The sequence below is a fragment of the Sphingomonas phyllosphaerae FA2 genome (genome assembly GCF_000427645.1).
In the GTDB taxonomy this organism is placed as follows: Bacteria; Pseudomonadota; Alphaproteobacteria; order Sphingomonadales; family Sphingomonadaceae; genus Sphingomonas; species Sphingomonas phyllosphaerae.
Genome location: NZ_KE386571.1, coordinates 3,264,500 through 3,285,214, shown reverse-complemented (window position 1 = coordinate 3,285,214; position 20,715 = coordinate 3,264,500). Strand labels below are relative to the sequence as shown.

At 68.1% G+C, this 20,715-nt stretch carries 20 protein-coding genes and 2 tRNA genes; 7 read left to right on the top strand and 15 right to left on the bottom strand.

All coding sequences use genetic code 11. From position 1 onward, the window contains the following. Positions 1–8: 8 nt before the first annotated feature. From SPHPH_RS0116020 to SPHPH_RS0115975, 10 genes are all read right to left on the bottom strand, one after another. Positions 9–1,013 (bottom strand): phage major capsid protein, encoded by a 1,005-nt coding sequence (locus tag SPHPH_RS0116020; RefSeq protein ID WP_238303140.1) that lies wholly within the window; start codon positions 1,011–1,013, stop codon positions 9–11. 42 nt (positions 1,014–1,055) lie between these two features. Continuing rightward, positions 1,056–1,424, bottom strand: a complete 369-nt coding sequence (locus SPHPH_RS0116015) for an HK97 family phage prohead protease (RefSeq protein WP_028967609.1) — start codon at positions 1,422–1,424, stop codon at positions 1,056–1,058. Continuing rightward, complete coding sequence (locus SPHPH_RS0116010) at positions 1,421–1,750, bottom strand: DUF6127 family protein (RefSeq protein ID WP_028967608.1); 330 nt, start codon at positions 1,748–1,750, stop codon at positions 1,421–1,423. The genes SPHPH_RS0116015 and SPHPH_RS0116010 overlap by 4 nt, the downstream gene beginning before the upstream one ends. Continuing rightward, positions 1,747–2,826 carry a phage portal protein gene (locus tag SPHPH_RS0116005; protein ID WP_028967607.1) on the bottom strand — a complete coding sequence of 360 codons (1,080 nt, stop codon included), beginning with the start codon at positions 2,824–2,826 and terminating at the stop codon, positions 1,747–1,749. The genes SPHPH_RS0116010 and SPHPH_RS0116005 overlap by 4 nt, the downstream gene beginning before the upstream one ends. Positions 2,827–3,051: 225 nt before the next feature. Beyond that, positions 3,052–4,335 carry a DNA-packaging protein gene (locus tag SPHPH_RS0116000; RefSeq protein WP_028967606.1) on the bottom strand — a complete coding sequence of 428 codons (1,284 nt, stop codon included), beginning with the start codon at positions 4,333–4,335 and terminating at the stop codon, positions 3,052–3,054. A gap of 29 nt (positions 4,336–4,364) precedes the next feature. Next, entirely contained in the window at positions 4,365–4,838 is a 474-nt protein-coding gene (locus tag SPHPH_RS0115995; protein ID WP_028967605.1) for a hypothetical protein, read from the bottom strand. Between the two features lie 135 nt (positions 4,839–4,973). Further along, entirely contained in the window at positions 4,974–5,387 is a 414-nt protein-coding gene (locus SPHPH_RS0115990) for a hypothetical protein (RefSeq protein ID WP_028967604.1), read from the bottom strand. 114 nt (positions 5,388–5,501) lie between these two features. After that, positions 5,502–5,575: transfer RNA gene (locus tag SPHPH_RS0115985), tRNA-Gly, on the bottom strand. Positions 5,576–5,633: 58 nt separating this feature from the next. Then, positions 5,634–7,040, bottom strand: coding sequence for a DEAD/DEAH box helicase (locus tag SPHPH_RS0115980; RefSeq protein ID WP_028967603.1), 1,407 nt, complete (start codon positions 7,038–7,040; stop codon positions 5,634–5,636). A gap of 112 nt (positions 7,041–7,152) precedes the next feature. Next, positions 7,153–7,626 carry a hypothetical protein gene (locus SPHPH_RS0115975; RefSeq protein ID WP_028967602.1) on the bottom strand — a complete coding sequence of 158 codons (474 nt, stop codon included), beginning with the start codon at positions 7,624–7,626 and terminating at the stop codon, positions 7,153–7,155. Between the two features lie 81 nt (positions 7,627–7,707). Here SPHPH_RS0115975 and SPHPH_RS0115970 point away from each other — a divergent pair, with 81 nt between their 5' ends. The 3 genes from SPHPH_RS0115970 to SPHPH_RS0115960 all read left to right on the top strand — a co-directional run bounded on the left by SPHPH_RS0115970 (position 7,708) and on the right by SPHPH_RS0115960 (position 10,584). Then, positions 7,708–9,171, top strand: coding sequence for an FAD-binding oxidoreductase (locus SPHPH_RS0115970; protein WP_028967601.1), 1,464 nt, complete (start codon positions 7,708–7,710; stop codon positions 9,169–9,171). A gap of 82 nt (positions 9,172–9,253) precedes the next feature. Beyond that, positions 9,254–10,021: a SapC family protein gene (locus SPHPH_RS0115965; RefSeq protein ID WP_028967600.1), complete on the top strand. Its 768-nt coding sequence runs from the start codon at positions 9,254–9,256 to the stop codon at positions 10,019–10,021. 14 nt (positions 10,022–10,035) lie between these two features. Next, positions 10,036–10,584 carry a cytochrome b gene (locus SPHPH_RS0115960; RefSeq protein WP_028967599.1) on the top strand — a complete coding sequence of 183 codons (549 nt, stop codon included), beginning with the start codon at positions 10,036–10,038 and terminating at the stop codon, positions 10,582–10,584. 289 nt (positions 10,585–10,873) lie between these two features. Here the strand turns inward: SPHPH_RS0115960 and SPHPH_RS0115955 are convergent, their stop codons facing one another. Continuing rightward, positions 10,874–11,725 (bottom strand): N-formylglutamate amidohydrolase, encoded by an 852-nt coding sequence (locus SPHPH_RS0115955; RefSeq protein WP_028967598.1) that lies wholly within the window; start codon positions 11,723–11,725, stop codon positions 10,874–10,876. 131 nt (positions 11,726–11,856) lie between these two features. Between SPHPH_RS0115955 and cpdR the strand changes: the two genes are divergently transcribed. The 4 genes from cpdR (at position 11,857) to SPHPH_RS0115935 (ending at position 14,502) form a co-directional block, all read left to right on the top strand. Further along, a complete protein-coding gene (gene cpdR / locus SPHPH_RS0115950; protein WP_028967597.1) occupies positions 11,857–12,234 on the top strand; it encodes a cell cycle two-component system response regulator CpdR in 378 nt (125 codons plus the stop codon). Between the two features lie 74 nt (positions 12,235–12,308). After that, positions 12,309–12,383, top strand: a tRNA-Val gene (locus SPHPH_RS0115945). A 176-nt stretch (positions 12,384–12,559) separates the two neighbouring features. Next, positions 12,560–13,564: a threonine aldolase family protein gene (locus tag SPHPH_RS0115940; RefSeq protein ID WP_028967596.1), complete on the top strand. Its 1,005-nt coding sequence runs from the start codon at positions 12,560–12,562 to the stop codon at positions 13,562–13,564. Then, positions 13,561–14,502: a DMT family transporter gene (locus tag SPHPH_RS0115935; RefSeq protein WP_028967595.1), complete on the top strand. Its 942-nt coding sequence runs from the start codon at positions 13,561–13,563 to the stop codon at positions 14,500–14,502. Before SPHPH_RS0115940 ends, SPHPH_RS0115935 begins: the two co-directional genes overlap by 4 nt. Here the strand turns inward: SPHPH_RS0115935 and SPHPH_RS0115930 are convergent. The 4 genes from SPHPH_RS0115930 to SPHPH_RS0115915 all read right to left on the bottom strand — a co-directional run bounded on the left by SPHPH_RS0115930 (position 14,412) and on the right by SPHPH_RS0115915 (position 20,678). Beyond that, positions 14,412–15,233, bottom strand: a complete 822-nt coding sequence (locus SPHPH_RS0115930; RefSeq protein ID WP_028967594.1) for a Rossmann-fold NAD(P)-binding domain-containing protein — start codon at positions 15,231–15,233, stop codon at positions 14,412–14,414. The two genes, SPHPH_RS0115935 and SPHPH_RS0115930, sit on opposite strands and share 91 nt — an antisense overlap. Before the next feature lie 296 nt (positions 15,234–15,529). Further along, the gene (locus tag SPHPH_RS0115925; protein WP_028967593.1) at positions 15,530–16,246 is read right to left on the bottom strand and encodes a PEPxxWA-CTERM sorting domain-containing protein; all 717 of its coding nucleotides are present in this window, start codon (positions 16,244–16,246) and stop codon (positions 15,530–15,532) included. 176 nt (positions 16,247–16,422) lie between these two features. Continuing rightward, entirely contained in the window at positions 16,423–19,032 is a 2,610-nt protein-coding gene (locus tag SPHPH_RS20565) for a glycosyl hydrolase (RefSeq protein WP_051273059.1), read from the bottom strand. Positions 19,033–19,187: 155 nt separating this feature from the next. After that, entirely contained in the window at positions 19,188–20,678 is a 1,491-nt protein-coding gene (locus tag SPHPH_RS0115915) for a DUF6418 domain-containing protein (protein ID WP_156026054.1), read from the bottom strand. Between the last annotated feature and the right edge of the window lie 37 nt (positions 20,679–20,715).

Sequence of the window (20,715 nt, the reverse complement as noted above, 5' to 3'; positions counted from 1 at the left end):
AGCGCCGGCTAGGCTGCGGCGAACCGCAGCAGCTTGATCGCCTCGCTGTTCGACACACACCCGCCGACGCGCTTGGTCGCGTAGAAGGTAACAAACGGCTTGTTGCTGTACGGATCGCGCAACACGTTGGTCTCGCTGCGCTCCGCGATCAGATAGCCGCGCTGGAAATTCCCGAACGCCACCGCATGCGCGCCCGCCGCGATGTCGGGCATGTCCTCGGCCTCGACCACCGGATAGCCGAGCAGGCTCGCCGGCTGCCCCGCCGCCATGCCGGGCTGCCACAGGAACTGCCCGTCGCTGGTCTTGAACTTGCGGATGCGCGCCGCGGTCGCCGCGTTCATCACGAAGGTCGCACCCTGCCGGTACGGCGCGCGCAGCGCCTGCACCAGATCGATCAGCCGCTCCGCCCCGTTCGCGCCGAAGTCGCCGGCGGTGCCGGTCGGCACATATTGCAACGTCCCGAACGCGCGCGTCGCATCCCCCGTCGCCGCGGTCGGCGCCGCCAGGAACCCACGCGGGCGGTTGACGCCATTCCCGCCGACGAACGCCGCGCCCTCCGCCTTGGCGAACTCCGCCGCGATCTCGCCCGCAAGCCAGCCCTCGACGTCGAACAGCGCATCGTCGAGCATCGCCTGGCTCGCCGACGGATTGGCGTACAGCTCGCCCATCGGCGGCGCGATCTCGACGAAGGTCGGCGTGGCCGTCACCGGCCGCCCGTCGGTTTCCGCCGCCCAGCCCGACGGCGTGCCGCCGGTCGTCACCAGCTTGCGATACCCCGCCGTACCGACCTGCACGACGTTCGCGATGCTGCGGATCGGGCTGGCGCTCTTCAGCACCGCATCGATCTGCGCATCGATCTCCCTGGGGATCGCATAGCCGCCCTGATCGCCGGTCGTGCCGGTGAACGCCTTCTGCTCGACCACGATCCCCGACCGCACGAAGCCGTCGAACGCCGCGCCACCACGCACACGCGCGCCATCCAGCACCGGGCGTGCCACCACCGTATCGCTCATGCTCTTCTCCATGAAAGAGGCCCCCCGCGGGCCCCGCAAAACTCAAAGGTCGGAAATCGTCTCGACCCGCGCGGCGGGCTGCATCGGCACCGCCACCAGGCTCACCTCGACCAGATCGGCGCGCACGATCGCGCGCCACGCGCCCTGCTGCACCACCCGCGCGCGATACCCGACCGACAGCCCCGGCAACGCCCGCGCGCGCACCAGCCGCGCCACCTCGCTGTCATCGACCTCCGCCTCGACCCGCAGGCCACGCGCATCCTCGCCGATCGACAGCAACGTGCCCACCGGCGCCCCGCGATGCTGCATCAGCAGCGGCACCGGCCCCGCGCCCGCAAAGGCCCCGCGGCGGATCACGTCCCCGGCCCGATCGACCGCATCGAACACCGCGGCATAGCCCGGGATCCTCACTTGAGCGGCCCCGGCTTCAGCAAGCCATCCAGCCCCAGCCGCATCGCAATCCCCGCGAGCAGCAGCGCGAACACCACGCGCATCACCCATGCCGCCAGCGCGCGCCACGCCGAGCGTTTCGCATCGCGCCACGCCCGCAACAGCTCGCGCAATTCGGCGACGTCCCCCGCCGCGCCGTCGTCCGCGAGCCCCAGCCGCTGCAACGCCCGCACCGCGCCCAGCTCGCCGGCCTCCTCGACGATCCCGCGCAAGGTCGCGATCTCCGCCCCCTCGTCACAGCCCTGCGCCAGCAATTGCGCCAGCACGCTCCCCGCGGCGGCGCTCACGACCAGTCCACCATCTGCCGCTTCTCGTCGGCCGACAGGAAGTCGGCCTCCGCGACCATCCGCCACAATTGCGCGCGATCCTCGACCAGCGCCGGCACCCGGTCGAGATCGACCTGCAACCGCGCGTCCGGGAAGTCCGCCGCCAGCCCGTCGCGCACCGCCGACAGGATCGCGCCCGCCAGCGGCAGCACCGTCAACCGCCACAAGGCGCGGTTCGCTTCCTTGTAATTCGCGTGCGTGCTGTCGCCCGGCAGCCCGAGCAGCATCGGCGGCACGCCGAACGCCAGCGCGATCTCGCGCGCCGCCGCCGCCTTGGTCCCCGCAAAGTCCATGTCGGCCGGGGTCAGGCTCATCGCCTGCCACTTCAGCCCGCCTTCCAGCAGCATCGGCCGCCCGGCATTGGCCGCGCCCGCAAAGCCCTGTTCCATTTCCTCGCGCAACCGCCGGAACTGGTCGGGGCTCAGCACCGATCCGTCCCCGGCGTCATAGACCAAAGCCCCCGACGGCCGCGCGGCATTGTCGAGCAACGACTTGCTCCACGCCCCCGCGACATTGTGGATCGCGATCGCCGCCGACGCCGCGCCGAGGCACCCCAGCCCGTAATGATCGTCGACCGGATTGAAGCGCCGGATGTGAATGACGCTCGCCGGATCGAGCCGCGTCGTCCGCACACCCACCCTGTACAGATACGCCCCGGGCCAGCCATCCGCGCCCAGCTCGACGCTCACCCGCTCGGGGCGCAGCGCGAACAGCTCCACCACCTGCCCCTCGCCGTCGCGCAGCACCTGCACGAAGGCATTGCCATGCAGCAGCAATTGCGCCGCGATCGCTTCCAACACCCCGCGCCCGCCCGCCAGCGCGCGCAACCGCGCATCGTCGGCATCGAGCGGCGCGCCCTCGACGCCCTCCGCCACCAGTTTCACCGCACGTTGTGCGATCGCGTTCGCGCAATAACCGGCGCGCACCTGCGCCTCATAGCCCTGCGGCCACTCCCCGATTGGCCGCGCCACCGCCCCGACACGCCCCAACGCCGGCCGCGCCACCGCGCGCCCGGATTTCCATCCGAACCAAGCCATGTGAATTCTCCAAAAACGCGGGCGCTGCACCGAGCCGTCGCCCACCCTCCCCCGTTCGTGCTGAGGAGGCATCGAGCGAAGTCGAGAGGCCATCTCGAAGCACCTGATGAAGCGCAACAGTCGCCCGCCAGTCCGCCGTCATTGCGAGCGTAGCGCGGCAATCCAGTGCCGGATCAGGACGCCCTGGATTGCCGCGCTACGCTCGCAATGACGAGAAGCCCCCAGCTAAACCGACCGCACCCGCACCTCACCCTGCCGGTCGAGCATCAGCGCGGTCAGCGCCCAGACGCACGCATCCGCGCGATCCGGCGACCGCCCCGGCCCCTCATACCCGCCGCCGGCGACCAATCCGGCCAGCTCATCCTCCAGCGCCGGGAACGCCCGCGCATGCCACACCCGCCCGCGCTCATAGAGCGCCGCCACCGGCTCGGCGCGCGCCGCCTTGCCGCGCGTCGCATGGACCAGCCGGATCGGCAGCGACGCCTGCGCCGCGCGCAGCACCTGCTCGACCATCGCCCCGCCCTGATTTGCCTCCGCGACCACACGCTCCGCCGACACCCGCGCCGCACACGCCGCGACCGCACTGGCCCAGCGCTCGGGGCTCGCGCCCGTCACGCTGGCATCCTCCAGCACATAGCCATGCCCGTCGCGCCCCAGCCCCGCGGCAACGATCCCGCACGCATCGCCCCCGATCCCCGCGGGCGGATCGACCCCGACCACCACCCGCGCCAGCTCGGGCACCGAGCGCACGCGCTGCCGCTCGATCAGCGCGCGCGGCCACAGCGCCCCAGCGACATCGTCGATCAGCTCGCCGTCCAGCTCCTGCCGTCCCAGTCGCGTCCCGCCATAGCTCGCCTCCATCGCCGCGACGAAGGCGTCGGGCAGGTGGACGTTGTCGCGCGTGCTCCCGCGCGTCACCACCGTCCCCGTGCCCACGCGGACCTGCCGCATCAACGTGGTCGATCGCGGCGTCGTCGTCACCAGCACGCGCGGCAGCGCGCCCAGCCGCAACCCCATCGTCAGATTGTCCCACGCGGAGGCATGGCTCCATTTCGCCAGTTCGTCGGCCCAGGCGAAATGATGCTCGGGCCCGCGCAATTTCTCCGGCGCCGCCGCCGAATACAACGTCGCGACCGCACCATTGCCGAACCGCACCTCGCCGCTGGACGGTCGCCACACCACCGCATCGTCGTCGCGCGCCACCGCGACCACGCCGCTCGGCCCGGCGACCATCACCTTGCGCGCATCCTCGATCGTCGCGCCGACCAGCGCGATCCGTGCGCCGGGCACCGCCCGCGCCATCGAGCCGACCCATTGCGCGCCGGCCCGCGTCTTCCCGAAGCCGCGCCCGGCCTGCATCAACCACACGCGCCAATCGCCCGGCGGCGGCAATTGTCCCTCATGCGCCCACAATGGCCAATGCTGTTTCAGCTCCAGCATCGCCTCGGGGCTCAGCGACGACAGCACCCGCTGTTGCTCGGCCTTACCAAGTTCCCGCAGCCAGCGTATCCCGCGGATACCGCCATGATCCGCGCCGCTCACTCCGCAACCTTCGTGCGCGGTCGCTTCGACATCGCCTGCAACCGCTGCAGCAACTCGCGCTCCGCCTTCGCGCGCGGGCTGTTGCGATCGGCGACCTTGCGCGGCGTCGTGGCGACGTCGATCACCGCCGGCGGCCGCCGCCCCAGCAGCAGCAGCGCGGCCGACACGTCCAGCTTGGTGTCGGTATCGCCCAGCACCTGCCGCACCAATGCCGCCTCCATCCGCTCATAGGCGTCGTCCAGCGCCAGCCGCCATTGCTCGCCGAAGCTCGTGCTGCGACGGCGCAGCGCATAGGCCGATCGCGCCGTCTTCCCCGCGGCGGCCGCCGCCTTCGCAACATCGCCGCTGATCGCGAAATGATCGAAGAAGGTCAGCCGATCCTCGCGCGACCACCGCTGCGACGGCTTCGCCGCGCCTGCAACCGCTGCACTGGCCACCGACGCGCCATCGGCTCCCGCCACCTCACCCATCTGCACCCTCCCGCCCGTTGTCACGCGCATCGCAACGCAAACGGGCCGGCGCGACCGGGGCCCACGACCCCGAGCCGCCCGGCCCGTTCACACCATCTCGATGTTCTCTTTTTGTACTCAATCAGCGTGACGCTGTCAAGCGCTTTCCACCTCGGCTTCGATCGGAAGCAGCGTGTCGCCCGCCGTACGCCGCGGCACCCTCCGCATCTTGAGGGCTCGGCTGTAAAGCGGACGCGGGGGATGGGTCCCGGTTATCGCACGATAATCGGCGTTATAATCTGCCTGCACCTCGGCCGCCGATTTCTCGACGTCGAGGCGAGCGAGGAACAGGACCAGGAATTCCACCAGGATGGTGACGAACACCACGATCTTGCGTTGATCCGCGCTCAGCTCCGGGCCAGCGATCAATGCGCCGAGCACGGCGAAGACGAAGGCATGGGTCGCCAGCATAGCGTCCTTGAACTGCGTCCAGATGCCGTCGATCCGCTGCCGATGCTGCGCCTCTACCTGCAAGAGCGCCAGCAGTTCGTCCGTCCGTTGCTTGTTCATTGCGTCATCCTCCTGCGATGCCGCACGACGCCTGCCGTCGCGTGACCGCTATCGAAGGATGGCATGACCCGCATCGCCCTGTTCGAACGACGCGGTAGCAAAGAAGCGAGAAATTGGAGCGGGTAACGGGAATCGAACCCGTGTATTCAGCTTGGAAGGCTGCTGTACTACCATTGTACTATACCCGCAACAGGGGTGCCCCTGCCACGAACCACCGCCGCCGGTCAACCCGACGAACGGTGCTCGTCAGTAACGCAGACCGACGTTCAGGAAGTCCGGCACCGGCCCGTTCCAGCCGCCGTCGTCACTCGCCTCGGCCACCACCGGCGCGCGCTCGCGTTCACGCTCGCGTCCGCCACGCGGGCGCTCGTCACGATCACGCCGCGTCCGCTCGCGCCGCGGCGCTTCGTCGCGAACCGCGTCGACCTGCGGCGCTTCGGCGCGCGGCTCGGTCCGGGGCGACGCGTCGGCCACCCGCTCGCGCCGCCGACCGCTACGCTCGCGCCGCGGCGCTTCCTCGGCCGGTGCCTCGGGCACATCGGCGACCCGCGCGATCTTCTGCCCGGTCAGCTTCTCGATATTGTCGATATTCTCGACGTCGTCCGGCCCGACGAACGTATAGGCGACCCCGGTCGCGCCGCCGCGCCCGGTGCGCCCGATGCGATGGACGTAATCGTCGGGATGCCACGGCGCGTCATAGTTGAAGACGTGGCTCACGCCCTTCACGTCCAGCCCGCGCGCCGCGACGTCGCTGGCGACCAGGATGTTGACGTCGCCCTTCTTGAACCGCTCCAGCTCGGCGACGCGCGCCGGCTGGTCCATGTCGCCATGGATCTCGCCACTGGAAAAACCGTGTTCGCGCAGGCTCTTGTTCAGCTCGCGCACCGTCGTCTTGCGGTTGCAGAAGATGATCGCGGTGCGCACCTCCTCCTGTCCCAGCAGCGCGCGCAGCGCCTTGCGCTTCTCGAACGACGGGCCCTTCACCGGCACCACCCATTGGGTAATGTTGATGTTGGTCGACGCCGGGCGCGCCACCTCGATCGTCTTGGGATTGTTGAGGAAGCGGTCGGCCAGCTTCTTGATCGGCGCGGGCATCGTCGCGCTGAACAGCAACGTCTGGCGCTGTGCGGGCAGCTTGGTGCAGATTTCCTCGATATCGGGGATGAACCCCATGTCGAGCATCCGGTCGGCCTCGTCGATCACCAGCATCGAACAGCCGGTCAGCAGGATCTTGCCGCGCCCGAACAGGTCCATCAGGCGGCCGGGGGTGGCGATCAGCACGTCGACGCCCTTTTCCAGCGCCTTCACCTGATCGCCCATCTGCACGCCGCCGATCAGCAGCGCCATGCTCAGCTTGTGGTACTTGCCGTACGTCTCGAAATTCTCGGCGACCTGCGCGGCCAGTTCACGCGTCGGCTCCAGGATCAGGCTGCGCGGCATCCGCGCGCGGCTGCGGCCGTGCGCCAGGATGTCGATCATCGGCAGCACGAAGCTGGCGGTCTTGCCCGTGCCGGTCTGCGCAATGCCGATGATGTCGCGCATCATCAACACCGGCGGGATCGCGCTCGCCTGGATCGGCGTCGGCTCGGTATAGCCGGTGTCGCCGACGGCGCGAAGGAGTTCGTCGGAAAGGCCGAGGTCGGCAAAGCTCATGCGGATGTCCGGGCTGTCGGGTGGCGCGGCGTGGCGGTTCCCATCGGTTCCCGCGCTTCCCGATCCACGGCGCAAAGTCAAGGAATTTGCGCCTTCGCGGCCCTCGAACGGGCTATTTCTTCGCCTTGCGCGGGACCAGCGCGCGAAAGCGCGTCACCGCGCAATACGCTCCCGATCTTGAACGGATGCCGTCGCGCCGCGCGCACAATTGCCCATCGGCGGTCGGCTTCAGGTAGAAACCGCGATAGAAATCAAGCGTCGGGCAATCGTCGTCCAGCTTGGCCCGAATGCGCCGCGCGCCGCCCACCACCAGATCGACCTCCCCCTCGCGCTCCACCGCCGCGCCGGTCAGCGCACTCATCGCCACGCATTCCGGCCCCTTCTTCTCGTCCCAGCGCACCTGCGGGACCGGCGGCGCGCCGCGTGCGCGCATTGGCGCAGGCGAGACGCGCGGCACGCGGATGATCAGGCGTTCGTGGATCGTCAGCTGCGCATACTCGATGCCGTCGAGCTGCGGCGGGCTCGCCGACAGCACGAACGGCGCCGCCGATACGAGCAGCAGGACAGACGGATTACGCAAGGTCATCTTGGGGCAGCAGCACTGACCATCGACGGTTGAACGCGTGATGAATTGGACGCACATCGCGCGGCAGCCAAGAGAAATCGCATGACCCTCACCATCGACCCCACCTCCGCGCTTCGCCGCCTCGCCGACCGCCTCGCCGGACAAGTCGAGGCGCGCACGATCGTCACCGATCCCGACACGATCGCACCGCTGCTCACCGACTGGCGCCGGCGCTTCCACGGCCATGCGTCCCTGCTGCTCGCCCCCGCGTCGGTGGCCGAGGTGCAGGCGATCGTCGTCGCCGCGCGCGAGGAAGGGGTGCCGCTCGTGCCGCAGGGCGGCAACAGCTCGATGGTCGGCGGCGCGACCCCGCCTGGCGACGGCCGCGCCGCGATCCTGTCGCTGCGTCGCCTCAACCGTGTCCGCGCGCTCGATCCCGACGCCGGGCTGGCGATCGCCGAGGCCGGAGTGATCCTGTCGGACCTCCACGCCGCCGCACTGGCGCAGAGCCGCCGTTTCCCGTTGTCGCTGGGCGCGAAGGGCGTCGCGACGATCGGCGGATTGGTGTCGACCAATGCCGGCGGCACGCAGGTGCTGCGGTTCGGCACGATGCGCGCGCTGGTCGCCGGGGTCGAGGCCGTACTGCCCGATGGATCGCTGTACGATGGCCTGTCCGCGCTGAAGAAGGACAATCGCGGCTACGACATCGACCAGCTGCTGATCGGCGCGGAGGGCACGCTCGGCATCGTCACCGCCGCGACGCTGCGGCTGGTGCCGGCGGTTACGGCGCGCTGTGTCGCATGGGTCGGCCTCGCCTCGCCCGCGGCGGCGCTGACGCTGCTCCGCCGCTTCCAGCGCGCCACGCCCGCGCTGGAGAGTTTCGAGCTGCTTCCCGCCGAGTCGCTCGGCGCGGTGCTCACGCACATCCCCGGCACCCGCGCACCGCTGTCCGGCGACCAGCCGTGGCACGTCCTGCTCGAGGTCACCGCCGACACCCCCGACGACGCCCCCGCGGCGCTGGTCGAACGCGTCCTCTCCACCGCGCTGGCGGACGGCCTCGCCGCCGACGCGACGCTCGCGGCGAGCGAGGCGCAGGCCGAGGCGTTCTGGCGGATCCGCGAATCGATCTCCGATGCCGAGCGCGCGACCGGCCCCGCCGCGCAGCACGACATCTCGGTCCCGGTCGAGGCGATGCCGCGCTTCATGGTCGAGGCGGCGGCGGCGTGCGACGCGCGCTTTCCCGGCACGCGCGCCTCGGGGTTCGGCCACCTCGGCGACGGCAACGTCCATTTCCACGTCCGTGCCGCCCCCGGCACCGATCCGGGTCATTGGTATGCCGAGCAGGTGCCGGTCGTCTCCGCCTTCGTCCACGACCTCGTCGTCGCGGCCGGCGGATCGATCTCGGCGGAGCATGGCATCGGGCAGATGAAGCGCCGCGAACTGGAACGGCTCGGCCCGCCCGCGCGGCTGGCGGCGTTGCGCGCAATCAAGCGCGCCTTCGATCCCGACGAGCTGTTCAACCCCGGAAAGCTCGTCACGCTTGCGCCCGACGCGCCCATTCAATAGCACCGGCGCGGTCCGGGGGGACGGCAGGACGTGACGTCCCCTTGCGCGAATGCACACGATACCGTCCGTTCTGGAGATTCCCATGGCCAGCGCGCCGCAACTTCCGCTCTTCTACAACGGCCTCGAACCGCTTTCGAGCGAGGTTCACGCCAATTACAAGGTGAAGCCGTCCGACACCGCGCCGTTCCTGGTCAACCAGCATGCGATCCCCGTCACGGTCGAGGAATTCCCGCTGATTCAGCGGCATATGCCAATCGTCTTCTCGTCGGGCGAGGATGCGATCCCAATCGCGCTGATGGGCCTGAACGAAGGCGTCAACGTCTTCATCTCGGAAGAAGGCCGGCTGATCGACGAGACGATCTACGTTCCCGCCTACATCCGCCGCTATCCGTACATGCTGGCGCGCCTGCGCCCGGACGCCGACGAGCTGTCGCTGTGCTTCGACCCGTCGTCGCCGACGATCGGCGCCTTCGATGAGGGCGATGCGCTGTTCACCGATGGCCAGCCGTCGGAGCTGACCCAGAACATCCTCAAGTTCAACGAGAACTTCGAGCAGGCCGCGGCGCGCACCGGCCAGTTCATGAAGGAGATCAAGGAACTCGATCTGCTCATGGAGGGTGAGGTCACCATCCAGCAGGACGGGATCGAGCAGCCGTTCGTTTACCGTGGCTTCCAGATGATCGACGAGAAGAAGCTGTCGGAACTGCGCGGCGATCAAATGCGCAAGATCTCGCAGTCCGGGATGCTCCCGCTGCTCTACGCGCACCTGTTCTCGCTGGCGCTGATGCGCGAGATCTTCGCGCGGCAGGTCAAGCTGGGCAAGATGCCGCAGCCGCAGCTCAACGCCTGACGAAAGGCTCCGCGATGGCCACCCGATTGCCCGTGAACGACCGGTATTCCGCGGTGGCCATCGTCCTCCATTGGACGATCGCCTTGCTCGTGATCGTCAACCTGATCGTCGGGATCGGGCACGATGCGATCCCGGCGCTGCGCGCGTGGATGCCCGGGCACAAGGCGATCGGCATCACCGTGCTCGGGCTCACCGTGTTGCGGGTCGGGTGGCGACTGCTGCACCGCCCGCCGCCGTTGCCCGCCTTCACGCCGGCCTGGGAGCGGGGGGTCGCGCACGCAACGCACTGGACGCTCTATGCACTGCTGCTGCTGATGCCGCTGTCGGGCTGGGTGATGGTGTCGGGTCCGGAAGGACGCCGCCCGCTCAGCTGGTTCGGAATCGCCGATCTGCCCTATCTGCCCATCGACGCCACCGGGGCGAGTGCGGGCCATGAAGTGCATGAGATTCTTGGCTGGCTGATGCTCGCTCTGGTCGTGCTCCACATCGCCGCCGCGCTGCGCCACCACCTGATCCTGCGCGATTCGGTGCTGCTCCGCATGTTACCCCGCGGCGCGCGCTGAAGTCACCGTCGCCCCTGCGCAGGCAGGGGCCCATGTCTGCCGATTACGGCGGCACGGCGGCCTCCATGCAGCCGCCGCTGAGTCCAGCGCCGCACCGCGCGTCAATTCACCGCGCCCCACCAACCTTTTACAGCCCGCCCCTTGCAACCAAAAGCGGACTGCCTAAGTTAAGCATGTACGGCGCTCGTGTCCCCCCTTTCGCGAGCCCGTATGACACGCTTCGGCGTGTCTCCTCCCTGAACCTTGGCCACCGGGTGCGTGCATCCGGTGGTTTTTTTATGTGCCGCCCCTACTCGGCGGCGTCCGCGATCGGCGGCGCCTCCGCGCCCTCGCTCAGCGCCTGCTCCGTCAACGCATCGATCACCGCGCGCAGCATCCGCGCCGTCGTCGCCGCGCCCGCCCCCGGCTGGTCGAGCCGCCGGTCGAGATAGAGCGCGCGATCGATCTCCAGCTGGATCGCATGCACGCCGATCTGCGGCGCGGCATGCCGCTCCAGGATATGCCCGCCCGCGTACGGCGTGTTGAGCATGTGGTGCAGCCCCTCACGTCCCAGCGCCTCCTCGACCCGCGCCACGAACCGTGCGCCCGCGGCGCGCCCGAACCGGTCGCCGATCACCACCCGCGCGCGCCCGCCCGCGATCGGCGGCATCGAATGGACATCGAGCAGCACCGCGCACCCGAAGCGCGCGCGCGCCGCCGCCAGCACCTGCGACAGCGTCTCGTGATACGGTCGGTGATCGGTGGCGATCCGCGCCTCCACTTCGGCAGCGCTCAGCCGGCATCGCCACAGTTCGCCCGCCGCCGCGGTTCGCCGCGGCACCAGGCCGATTCCAGCGCGCACCTTGGCAGATGCCCCGGCGCCCCTGCACGCGCCCTCATCGAGCAACGGATCGCGCTCATGCTCGGCGCGGTTGAGGTCGATCCACGCGCGTGGCAGCGTCTGGAGCAACAGCGTCTCACGCGCGCGCGCCGCCAGCGCGATCGCATCGACATGCCGGTCCTCCAGCGCCGCCAGACTGGCCAGCGGCGCGCGCAACGCCATCCGCAGCGTCGCGGGATAGTCGCGCCCGGCATGCGGCACCGACAGCACCACCGGACTCTCGGGCAGCATTTCGCCGAACATGCGGAAGGAGCGCGTCATTCCCGCCTACCCTATGGAAGCCATCGCGCCACCGCAACGTGTCGTCGTGGGTCAGGCGTTCACCATCTCCGCTGGTGGAAAAATCAACGTCCGTCGGGCATATTATCCCGCGATTGGGAGTTGTGGTTGCGATGATACGGATTCTGCTGGCCGAAGATGATGCGGTAATGCGCGAATACCTCGGGCGTGCGCTCGAGCGTTCCGGCTATCACGTCACATCGGTCGATCGCGGCACCGCCGCGCTGCCGCTGCTGGAAAGCGAGCGGTTCGACCTGTTGCTGACCGACATCGTGATGCCGGAGATGGACGGGATCGAACTGGCGCAAAAGGCGCAGGAGCTGGCACCGGGAATGCGCGTGATGTTCATCACCGGCTTTGCGGCGGTCACGCTGAAGGCGGGCAACGCGATGCCGCAGGCGCGCGTCCTGTCGAAGCCGTTCCACCTGCGCGATCTGGTGCTGGAGGTCGACCGGCTGTTCGATACCGGCACCGCGAACGAGCTGATCTGACCGTCGCGGCAACAAAAGCGTAAAAAGCCGCTTGCGCCCCCCCGACCCAGTCGTTAGAGGCGCACCCCTACGGAGGGCGTGTAGCTCAGTGGTAGAGCACTGTGTTGACATCGCAGGGGTCGCAAGTTCAATCCTTGCCACGCCCACCATCTAAAACCCCACCATCCTTCCCGGATCGGTGGGGTTTTTGTTGCTTGGCCCGTCGCGCCGCTTATGGGCCGAGCACAGACACGCATACCGGCCGGCAATCCCCGCCAATCAGCCACCGTCGGTAAGACCCCGCAGCATATTGACCCGCCCGCGTCGCTGACCGAAGGCACGGACCATGCGCTTCTTTTCCGACAATGCCGCCCCGGTCCACCCCGCCGTGCTGCGCGCGATCGCCGCGGCCGACACGCTCGACACCGCGTATGACGGCGATCGCTGGTCGAAGGCGCTCGACGAACGCTTCTCGGCGCTGTTCGAAACCGCGGTGCGCGTGCTGTGGGTGCCCAGCGGCACCGCCGCCAATTGCCTCGCGCTCGCCGCCCTGTGCCCGCCGCACGGCTCGGTCGTCTGCCACCGCGAGGCGCACATCCAGAACGACGAATGCGGCGCGCCCGAATTCTACACCCACGGCGCCAAATTGCTGCTCGCCGAGGGCGATGGCGCGAAGCTAACCCCCGCCAGCGCAGCGGCGGTGCTCGATCGCCAGCGCTACGATGTCCACCAACAGCGCCCGCACGCGCTGTCGATCACCAACGCCACCGAATATGGCCGCGTCTACACACCCGCCGAGGTCGCCGCGCTCGGCGCGCTGGCCAAGGAGCGCAAGCTCGGCTTCCATATCGACGGCGCGCGCTTCGCCAATGCGGTGGTGTCGACCGGCGCGTCGCCCGCCGATCTGACGTGGCGCGGCGGTGCGGATGCGCTCAGCTTCGGCTTCGTCAAGAACGGCGGGATGAACGCCGAGGCGCTGGTGTTCTTCGACCACGACCTCGCCGACGCGACGCTCTACCGCCGCAAGCGCGCCGGACATCTGCTGTCGAAGGGCCGCTATCTCGCCGCGCAATTGCTCGCGATGCTCGACGACGACGTATGGCTCGATTGCGCGCGCGGCGCCAATGCCGGTGCGGCGCTGCTCGCGCAGGCGGCGGGCGCGCGGCTGCTCCACCCGGTCGAGGCGAACGAAGTGTTCCTGCGCGTCACCGCCGGGGAGGCCGCCCGCCTGCGCGCCGCCGGGTTCGACTTCTACGACTGGGGCGTCGGCGAGGCGCGGCTGGTGGTCAGCTGGAACCAGCGCGCCGACGACATCCGCCCGCTCGCCGACGCGATCGCCGCGCTCGGATGAGCCCCGCCGATCCCCCCAACAGCACGCGCGCCGCGGTGCTGGTGCCGTTCGCGCTAGTCGTGCTGATTTGGGGCTCGACCTGGATCGTGATCCGCGATCAGCTCCACGGCGGCGCGATTGCGGTGCCCGCCAGCTGGTCGGTCAGCTATCGCTTCCTCGTCGCCGGTGTGACGCTGGCGACGGTTGCGGCGTGGCAGCGCGCGCCCGGCACCCGCGCTTTGTTCGCGCAACCCGGCTTCTTGCGCTTCGCCGGCTTGCTCGGCGTGTTCCAGTTCGTGCTCAACTTCAACTTCGTCTACCGCGCGGAGGAGCATATCACCTCCGGGCTGGTGGCGGTGATCTTCGCGCTGCTGCTCGTCCCCAACGCGTTGTTCGCGCGCGTTTTTCTCGGGCAGCGGCTCGGGCGGCAGTTGCTGGTCGGGTCGGGCATAGCGATGAGCGGGGTGGCGCTGCTGTTCATCAAGGAAGCGCGCAGCGATCCCGGCGGCCCAACCGAATCGCTGATCGGCATCGCCTTCACGCTCTGCGCGATCCTGTCGGCCTCGACCGCCAACGTCATGCAGGCGACGAAGACCGCGACGCGCTATCCAATGATCCCGACGCTCGCGACCGCGATGCTGATCGGTGCCGCGATCGACGCCGGCTGGGCGTGGCTCACCACCGGCGCGCCGGTGTTCGACTGGCGACCCGGCTATATCGCGGGCGTGCTCTACCTCGGAATCATCGCCTCGGCGCTCGCCTTCACGCTGTACTTCCGCATTATCCGTACGATCGGCCCCGCAAAGGCCGCCTATAACGGGGTGATCGTGCCGGTGATCGCGATGCTGCTGTCGACGGTGTTCGAGGGTTATCGCTGGACGACGCTCGCCGCGGCCGGTGCCGCGCTGGCCGCGGTCGGGCTGGTGGTGGCGCTCAGGGCGCGCAGACCGGCGCGATAATCGAGGTAGCGCGGCCGCCAGTGCAGCACCCGCTTCGCCTTGCCGTTCGCCACCCGTCGGTTCTCGGCATGGAAGCCGCGCGCCGCTGGTGACAACTGCTCCAGCGGCACGATCGGCGGCGGCGCGACACCCAGCAACTGCGCGGCATAGCCGACGACCGCGTCCTGCGCCGCCGGCTCGTCGTCGGAAAGATTATAGGCACCCGCCGGCGCATCGAACCCGCCAATCACCCCCCGCGCCAGATCGTCGACATGCACGCGGCTGAACACCTGCCCGGCGATCCCGGTCCGATGCGCCTCGCCGCCCGCAACGCGGTTCAGCGGCGATCGGCCCGGCCCGTAAATGCCCGGCAGCCGGAACACCCGCGCGCCCAGCGAACACCACGCCGCATCGGCGACGTTGCGCAGCGGGCGACGCCCGCGATCGGCTGCGGCGCTCTCGTCGACCCACGCGCCGCCGGTATCGCCGTACACCCCGGTGGAGGAGAGATAGCCGAGCCAGCGTCCGGCGATTGCCGCCTCGTATCGACGCAGCACCGGGTCGCCAGTGTCGTCGGGCGGCACCGACGACAGCACATGCGTACTTGCCGCCAACCCCGCCAGCACCGCGTCTTCGTCGTCGAAGCGGATCGTGGCATCACGGCCATCGCGCGTCGTGGCGAGGAACGGCGCGCCTGCCGCGTCCACGACCGCGCGCGCCGCATACCCCAGCCCGAAGACGAACAACCGCACCGACGACCTTTCCTAAGCTCCGGAGGGCTTAGGGTCTGTACTCAATCGCAACAAGGTCGTGACGGAGCGGATTTTGGCGCCAGGCTAGGAGCAAGGAGGGAGCGATGCTCTCGCATCGTGACCGACGCGCGACGCCGCATGGCGCCAAAAGCCGCCCGCCGCGTAGCGGTCGCCCGTGGAAGGCCGCCCAGCGTCGTCGCTTGCTTGCGGGTAGCTCTGCTACCCGACTGCGCTGCACTCCTCGTGGGCGGCCTTCCACGGGCGATCACGATCCTTGTTGCGGTTGAGTACAGACCCTAGGCGAAGCGCACCCGTGCGTCCACGCGGCGGCGGCGCAGCGCGACGCCCGCCATCGCGAACCCGGCAACCATCATCGCCCAGGTCGCGGGCTCCGGCACCGGCGAGGTGACGGTCGCGCGGATCGTCTCGATCGATAGATCGGCTACCGTCGGCGTGCCGAAGGCCCCCGTCGTCGCGTCGCGGTTGGCGATCTTGACCACGCCCTTGGCATTGTCGGACAGGTTCAAATCGCTCACCGCCACCGCAGTAAAGCCGGGGCTGGACAGCACGTTGCGCAGCGTGTCGAAGCCGAGGCTCAGCAGTGTATTGTCGTTGGGCTGCTGCGACAGATCCGTATCGTCGACGAAGAACATTGCCGAATCCGTGCCGCCGTTACCGGCCGCATCGGTGACGCGCACCAGACCGTTCTGGGAACCCGCGAAGCGATAGCTCGCCGAACCGATCGTCAGCACCGCGCTGATCGGCGATGCCGCGCCCATGCCCGCCAGGTACGACGACGTCGCCGTCTCGTTCAGCGAGCTGCCCGCCGCCTGGTCGATCGTGAAGATCGCACTGAACGGCCGTCCCGCCAGGCTGGCACCCGCAACCCCGAACTGGCCGCCCGCATCGATGCCGCTCATCACCGAGCCGGTGACCGTCACCGTCGTCGGCGCCGCCGCGGCCGGCACCGCCATCGTCAGCGCCGCGACGGCGCCCACCCAGACCCTCTTCATACATTACATCCCTGTTACGCTACCTGTGCGAACAGAATGGAGAGGCGCTATATCATAGACAAGAAACGCTTATTGTTAACGTTGCCCGACATCGGGACGCTTTTCGACAATGTGTATCACGATGGGAACCACCCGTGCGGACGACGGTTGTTGCGCCCGCACGAATGATTCGTCGCTCAGATGAAGCCGAAGCTTCCGTCATTGAACACCAGATGGTTAGCAGTCACTCCTGACACCAGGATCGTGTCGCCGCCGCCCAGGTCGATCAACGTACCGCCCTGGACGTTGCTGACGGTCGGTGCCGCCGACAGGTCGTAGGCGCCGAGATCGATGTGATCGCCCTTGCCGAAATCGGCAATCACGTCCTTCCCCGACCCTTTCGCGAATACGAAATGATCCGCGCCGCCGCCGCCATACAGCGTGTCATTGCCCGCGCCGCCGGTAATGACATTGTCCTTGGCGTTGCCGCGGATGACATTGTCCAGCGCATTGCCGGTGGCGCTCAGCGCATTGCCGGTCAGCGTCAGATTCTCGACATTGGCGCCCAGCGTATAGTCGATCGACGACAGCACGGTGTCCACGCCGCCCTGCCCGTTGGTGTAATATTCGATCACGCGGTCGCCGATATTGTCGACGACATAGGTGTCGTCGCCGACCCCGCCCTCCATCGTGTCCGCGCCGGTGCCGCCGTCGAGATAGTCGTTGCCCTCATGGCCATAGAGCGTGTCGTCGCCCGCGCCGCCCAGCAACGTGTCGTCGCCGGCATAGCCCCTCAGCACGTCGTTCCCGGCCAGCCCGAACAGCGTGTCGGCGAAATTGGTGCCGTACAGCGCGTTGTCCAGCGCGTTGCCGGTGCCGATCCGCGCATTGTTGGTCAGGTACAGCGCCTCGACATTGGCGCTCAGCGTGTAGTTCACCAGCGCATAGACGGTGTCATAGCCGCTGCCCGCGCCCGCGCTCTCGATCACCACGTCGCCGGCATTATCGACGATATAGGTGTCGTCGCCCGCGCCGCCGTCCATCGTGTCGGCGCCCGCGCCGCCGTCGAGCCGGTCGTTGCCCGCCCCGCCGTACAGCCAGTCGTTGCCCTGATCGCCGAACAACTGGTCGTCTCCGGCATTGCCCCAGAGATAATCGTCGCCGCCCATGCCATGCAGGATGTCGTTGCCCGCGGTGCCGTTCAGCCCGTTGTTCAGCGCATTGCCGTTGCCGACCCGCGCGTTGCCGGTCAGGTACAGATGCTCGACATTGGCGGTCAGCGTATAGTCGATCGAGCTGTAGACGGTGTCGGTCCCGCCGCTGGTTCCGGCGATGCTCTCGCGCACCACGTCCCCGGCATCGTCGACGACATAGGTGTCGTTGCCGGTGCCGCCGTCCATCGTGTCCGCGCCCGCGCCGCCGTCGAGATAATCGTTGCCCTCGTTGCCGAACAGCTTGTCGTTGCCGTTGCCGCCGAACAGCGCATCGTCACCGGCATAGCCGTTGAGCGTGTCGTTGCCGTCCAGCCCGCTCAGCACGTCGCCCGCCGAGGTGCCGTACAGCGCGTTGTCGAGCGCGTTGCCGGTCCCCTTGGTCGCGCCGCTCACCAGATACAGGTTCTCGACATTGTCGCCCAACGTGTAGTCGACCTTGGAATAGACCGTGTCGATCCCCTCGCCGGCGCGCTCCACCACCTTGTCGCCGACATGGTCGACGATATAGGTGTCGTTGCCCGTGCCGCCGACCAGCGTGTCCGCGCCGGTGCCGCCGTCAAGGCGATCGTTGCCCGCGCCGCCATAGATCTTGTCGTTGCCCGCGCCGCCGAACAGGTCGTTGTCCATCGCGTTGCCGGTGATGACATTGTGGTCGGCGTTGCCCGAGCCCTTGATCGCATCGCCGGTCAGCGTCAGCGCGACCTCGCCCGCACGCAGGTAATTGTCGATCGCCGACACGCGCGTCACCGCGTCGGAAGGCTTGGCGACCTGATCGAGCATCGACAGATAGGCGGCCGCGGCCTGCTTGTACTGGCCCTTGCTTAGCTCACCCGGAAATGCCGCGTTCGAATCCCAGTAATTCTGGTACACCATGTCGTGGTCGGCCATCCACTGCATGGCCAGCTTCACGAATTCGGGCGAGTCCGTGTTGATGCCCCATTCGGCGACCGCGGTTTCCTTGCCGTGCGCCGCGGCGAAGTCCTGCTGCCATTGCAGACCATAGGGCTGCTTCACGAACCAGTCGAACGCCTTGACCGGATCCTTGTTGTGCCAGGCGGTGTTATAATACATGTCGACGCCGATCACGTCGACATACTTGTCGCCCGGATACGCGTCTTCGGGATTCATGTCCCACACGTCGAGCCCGGGGCACCATTCAAAGACGAATTTGTCCGACACCGTACGCGCCGCATCGACGAACTTGCGGAACGCCGCAGCGTAATTGTCCGGCTCGCCGACTGCGGACGACGAATTCCAGCCCTTGCCGTTGAATTCCCAGCCCAGCCGCACATAGATCTTGTCATCGCCGGCCGACGACGCGACCAGTTGCTTGGCCATCGCCAGATAATTGGCGTCGTATTTGCCCGCGCCCGCGTCGCCCAGCTTAGCGCCGTACGGGATCAGCGGGATCGACCACATGATCGACACGTCCTGATTGGCGAACATGTCGGCCTGCCACTGCACCGACGACAGCCAGTCTTTCCAGCCCGCGGTACCGCCATGCAACTGGATTGCGTCGAGCTTTCCGCCCGCCCACGCCTGATCCTTCAAGTAATCATCAACGCTGAACGCGTTGTAGACAGAGCTCAACATGCCGAATACTTCCCACCCATGCCTGATATCCCCCGATACCAAGCACGCCCCACGATCACCTTTATAAGTGAGGTTTATGGCAAGTTAACTACGCGCCTAGCATCTTGGCGCGTACGGCATTCGCCCCGGCCCGGAACGGGGGCCGGGGCGCGCGATCAGCGGCGACGCGCCAGCGTCTGCATCATCCGGCGCACCCGGCTGTCGCGCCGCTGCCCTTCCCACGTCAGGAACAGCGCGACGGCGATCGTCACCAGATTCTTGATCCCGAAGAAATTCCACAGGAAGCCGGTCGTATAGCCCCCGTACAGCGAGCTCATCGCGCGACCGAACAGGATCGAGGCGATCCAGTTACTCTCCGCGATCGTCTGCGCCACCATCCGCATGACGAAGGCGTGGAACGCGGCGATGATCGAGGAGACGAGCAAGAGCCCGATGATCCCCATCGTCATCAACAGATAGGGATAGAGCGAGAAGACGAATCCGGTGCCGCCTTCCATCGCCCAGCCCAGCAGCCGCGACGCGGTGAAGCGCTGCATGACGTAGTACAGGCCGAATCGCGTTCCCGCGCCCTCGGCATTCTGCTCGCCCGGTTGCATCCACGACGCGACGTCCGCGCCGATCGCGCGGTCGTCCAGCCGCGTCGTCGCCAGATATTTGTCGTCCGCGACATACCAGAGCTGCCCCTGCAACGCGACGCGCTGCCCGTATCTCTGGACCGCATTGTCGAAGTTGGTGAGCGCGCCATAGGCGATCAGCACCGCGGGCACTGTGATGACCACCACCGCCACCGCGATCCCGCCGATCGCACCGGTCGGGATCGAACGGTCGTTGGCGATATGGACCAGCCCGACCGGGATCGCGAAGATGCTGAGAAGCATCAACAACGACGTGAACTTCTCGCCGAACAGCACCGACAGCGCCAGCATCCACACCAGGAACAGCGCGGCTCGCAACCGATAGGCGGGAACGCAGAACAGCGCCCCCATGAACGGCGCCAGCACCGTCCGGTTTGTCATCCAGCCCGAGTAGATCGGCGAGTTGATCTTGTTGAGATATTCGAACCGGTCGAGGTGCGAGATCAGCGGGAAGCCGTTGTTGAGGCCCAGCCGCACCAGATAGGCCGTGGCCGCCAGCATCACGACCAGCAACCCCATCGAGATCAGCCGTCCTTGCGGCAGCCAGCGGGTCGGCGCCTCGCGGAACAGCGGCTTCAATCGCGGCCACGACGCCTCGACCACGATGGTCGCCGTCAGGAAGAAGAGCACGTAGATCAGGAACAATCGCGCAAACGCGCCCGTCGCGCGACCGGTGATCTCGGTTTCGACCATGTACGCGCCGCCCTCGATCGCCGCGCCCGAGATGAACTCGGTGATCCGCAACGCGATCAACGGCACGAACAGCAGGAACGTGGCGGGCGACGTCCGCAGCAGCCCGAACGACATCGATCCGAACAGCAGCAACGCCAGATAGGCCCAGGCCGCCGACGGGGCGGTCACCGCGCCGAACGCGATCGCCGCGCCCAACGCGAAGTGGAGCGCGAACATGCCGCCGAACGCCTTGGCCCGCGTACCATAAGGCACGAAGGGTACGCGCCCCGCGGGCGCGCGCCGTGCGGACGGCAATCGGTCTCCGCCTACGAGCGCCATTATGCTGGTCCTTACGCCTTTTCTGATGGCGCCGCTG

Coding starts and splice junctions, on each gene's coding strand:
- SPHPH_RS0116020 (WP_238303140.1), bottom strand. CDS start 1,013: ATGAGCGATACGGTGGTGGCACGCCCGGTGCTGGATGGCGCGCGTGTG.
- SPHPH_RS0116005 (WP_028967607.1), bottom strand. CDS start 2,826: ATGGCTTGGTTCGGATGGAAATCCGGGCGCGCGGTGGCGCGGCCGGCG.
- SPHPH_RS0115995 (WP_028967605.1), bottom strand. CDS start 4,838: ATGGGTGAGGTGGCGGGAGCCGATGGCGCGTCGGTGGCCAGTGCAGCG.
- SPHPH_RS0115990 (WP_028967604.1), bottom strand. CDS start 5,387: ATGAACAAGCAACGGACGGACGAACTGCTGGCGCTCTTGCAGGTAGAG.
- SPHPH_RS0115980 (WP_028967603.1), bottom strand. CDS start 7,040: ATGAGCTTTGCCGACCTCGGCCTTTCCGACGAACTCCTTCGCGCCGTC.
- SPHPH_RS0115975 (WP_028967602.1), bottom strand. CDS start 7,626: ATGACCTTGCGTAATCCGTCTGTCCTGCTGCTCGTATCGGCGGCGCCG.
- SPHPH_RS0115970 (WP_028967601.1), top strand. CDS start 7,708: ATGACCCTCACCATCGACCCCACCTCCGCGCTTCGCCGCCTCGCCGAC.
- SPHPH_RS0115965 (WP_028967600.1), top strand. CDS start 9,254: ATGGCCAGCGCGCCGCAACTTCCGCTCTTCTACAACGGCCTCGAACCG.
- SPHPH_RS0115960 (WP_028967599.1), top strand. CDS start 10,036: ATGGCCACCCGATTGCCCGTGAACGACCGGTATTCCGCGGTGGCCATC.
- SPHPH_RS0115955 (WP_028967598.1), bottom strand. CDS start 11,725: ATGACGCGCTCCTTCCGCATGTTCGGCGAAATGCTGCCCGAGAGTCCG.
- cpdR (WP_028967597.1), top strand. CDS start 11,857: ATGATACGGATTCTGCTGGCCGAAGATGATGCGGTAATGCGCGAATAC.
- SPHPH_RS0115940 (WP_028967596.1), top strand. CDS start 12,560: ATGCGCTTCTTTTCCGACAATGCCGCCCCGGTCCACCCCGCCGTGCTG.
- SPHPH_RS0115935 (WP_028967595.1), top strand. CDS start 13,561: ATGAGCCCCGCCGATCCCCCCAACAGCACGCGCGCCGCGGTGCTGGTG.
- SPHPH_RS0115925 (WP_028967593.1), bottom strand. CDS start 16,246: ATGAAGAGGGTCTGGGTGGGCGCCGTCGCGGCGCTGACGATGGCGGTG.
- SPHPH_RS20565 (WP_051273059.1), bottom strand. CDS start 19,032: ATGTTGAGCTCTGTCTACAACGCGTTCAGCGTTGATGATTACTTGAAG.
- SPHPH_RS0115915 (WP_156026054.1), bottom strand. CDS start 20,678: ATGGCGCTCGTAGGCGGAGACCGATTGCCGTCCGCACGGCGCGCGCCC.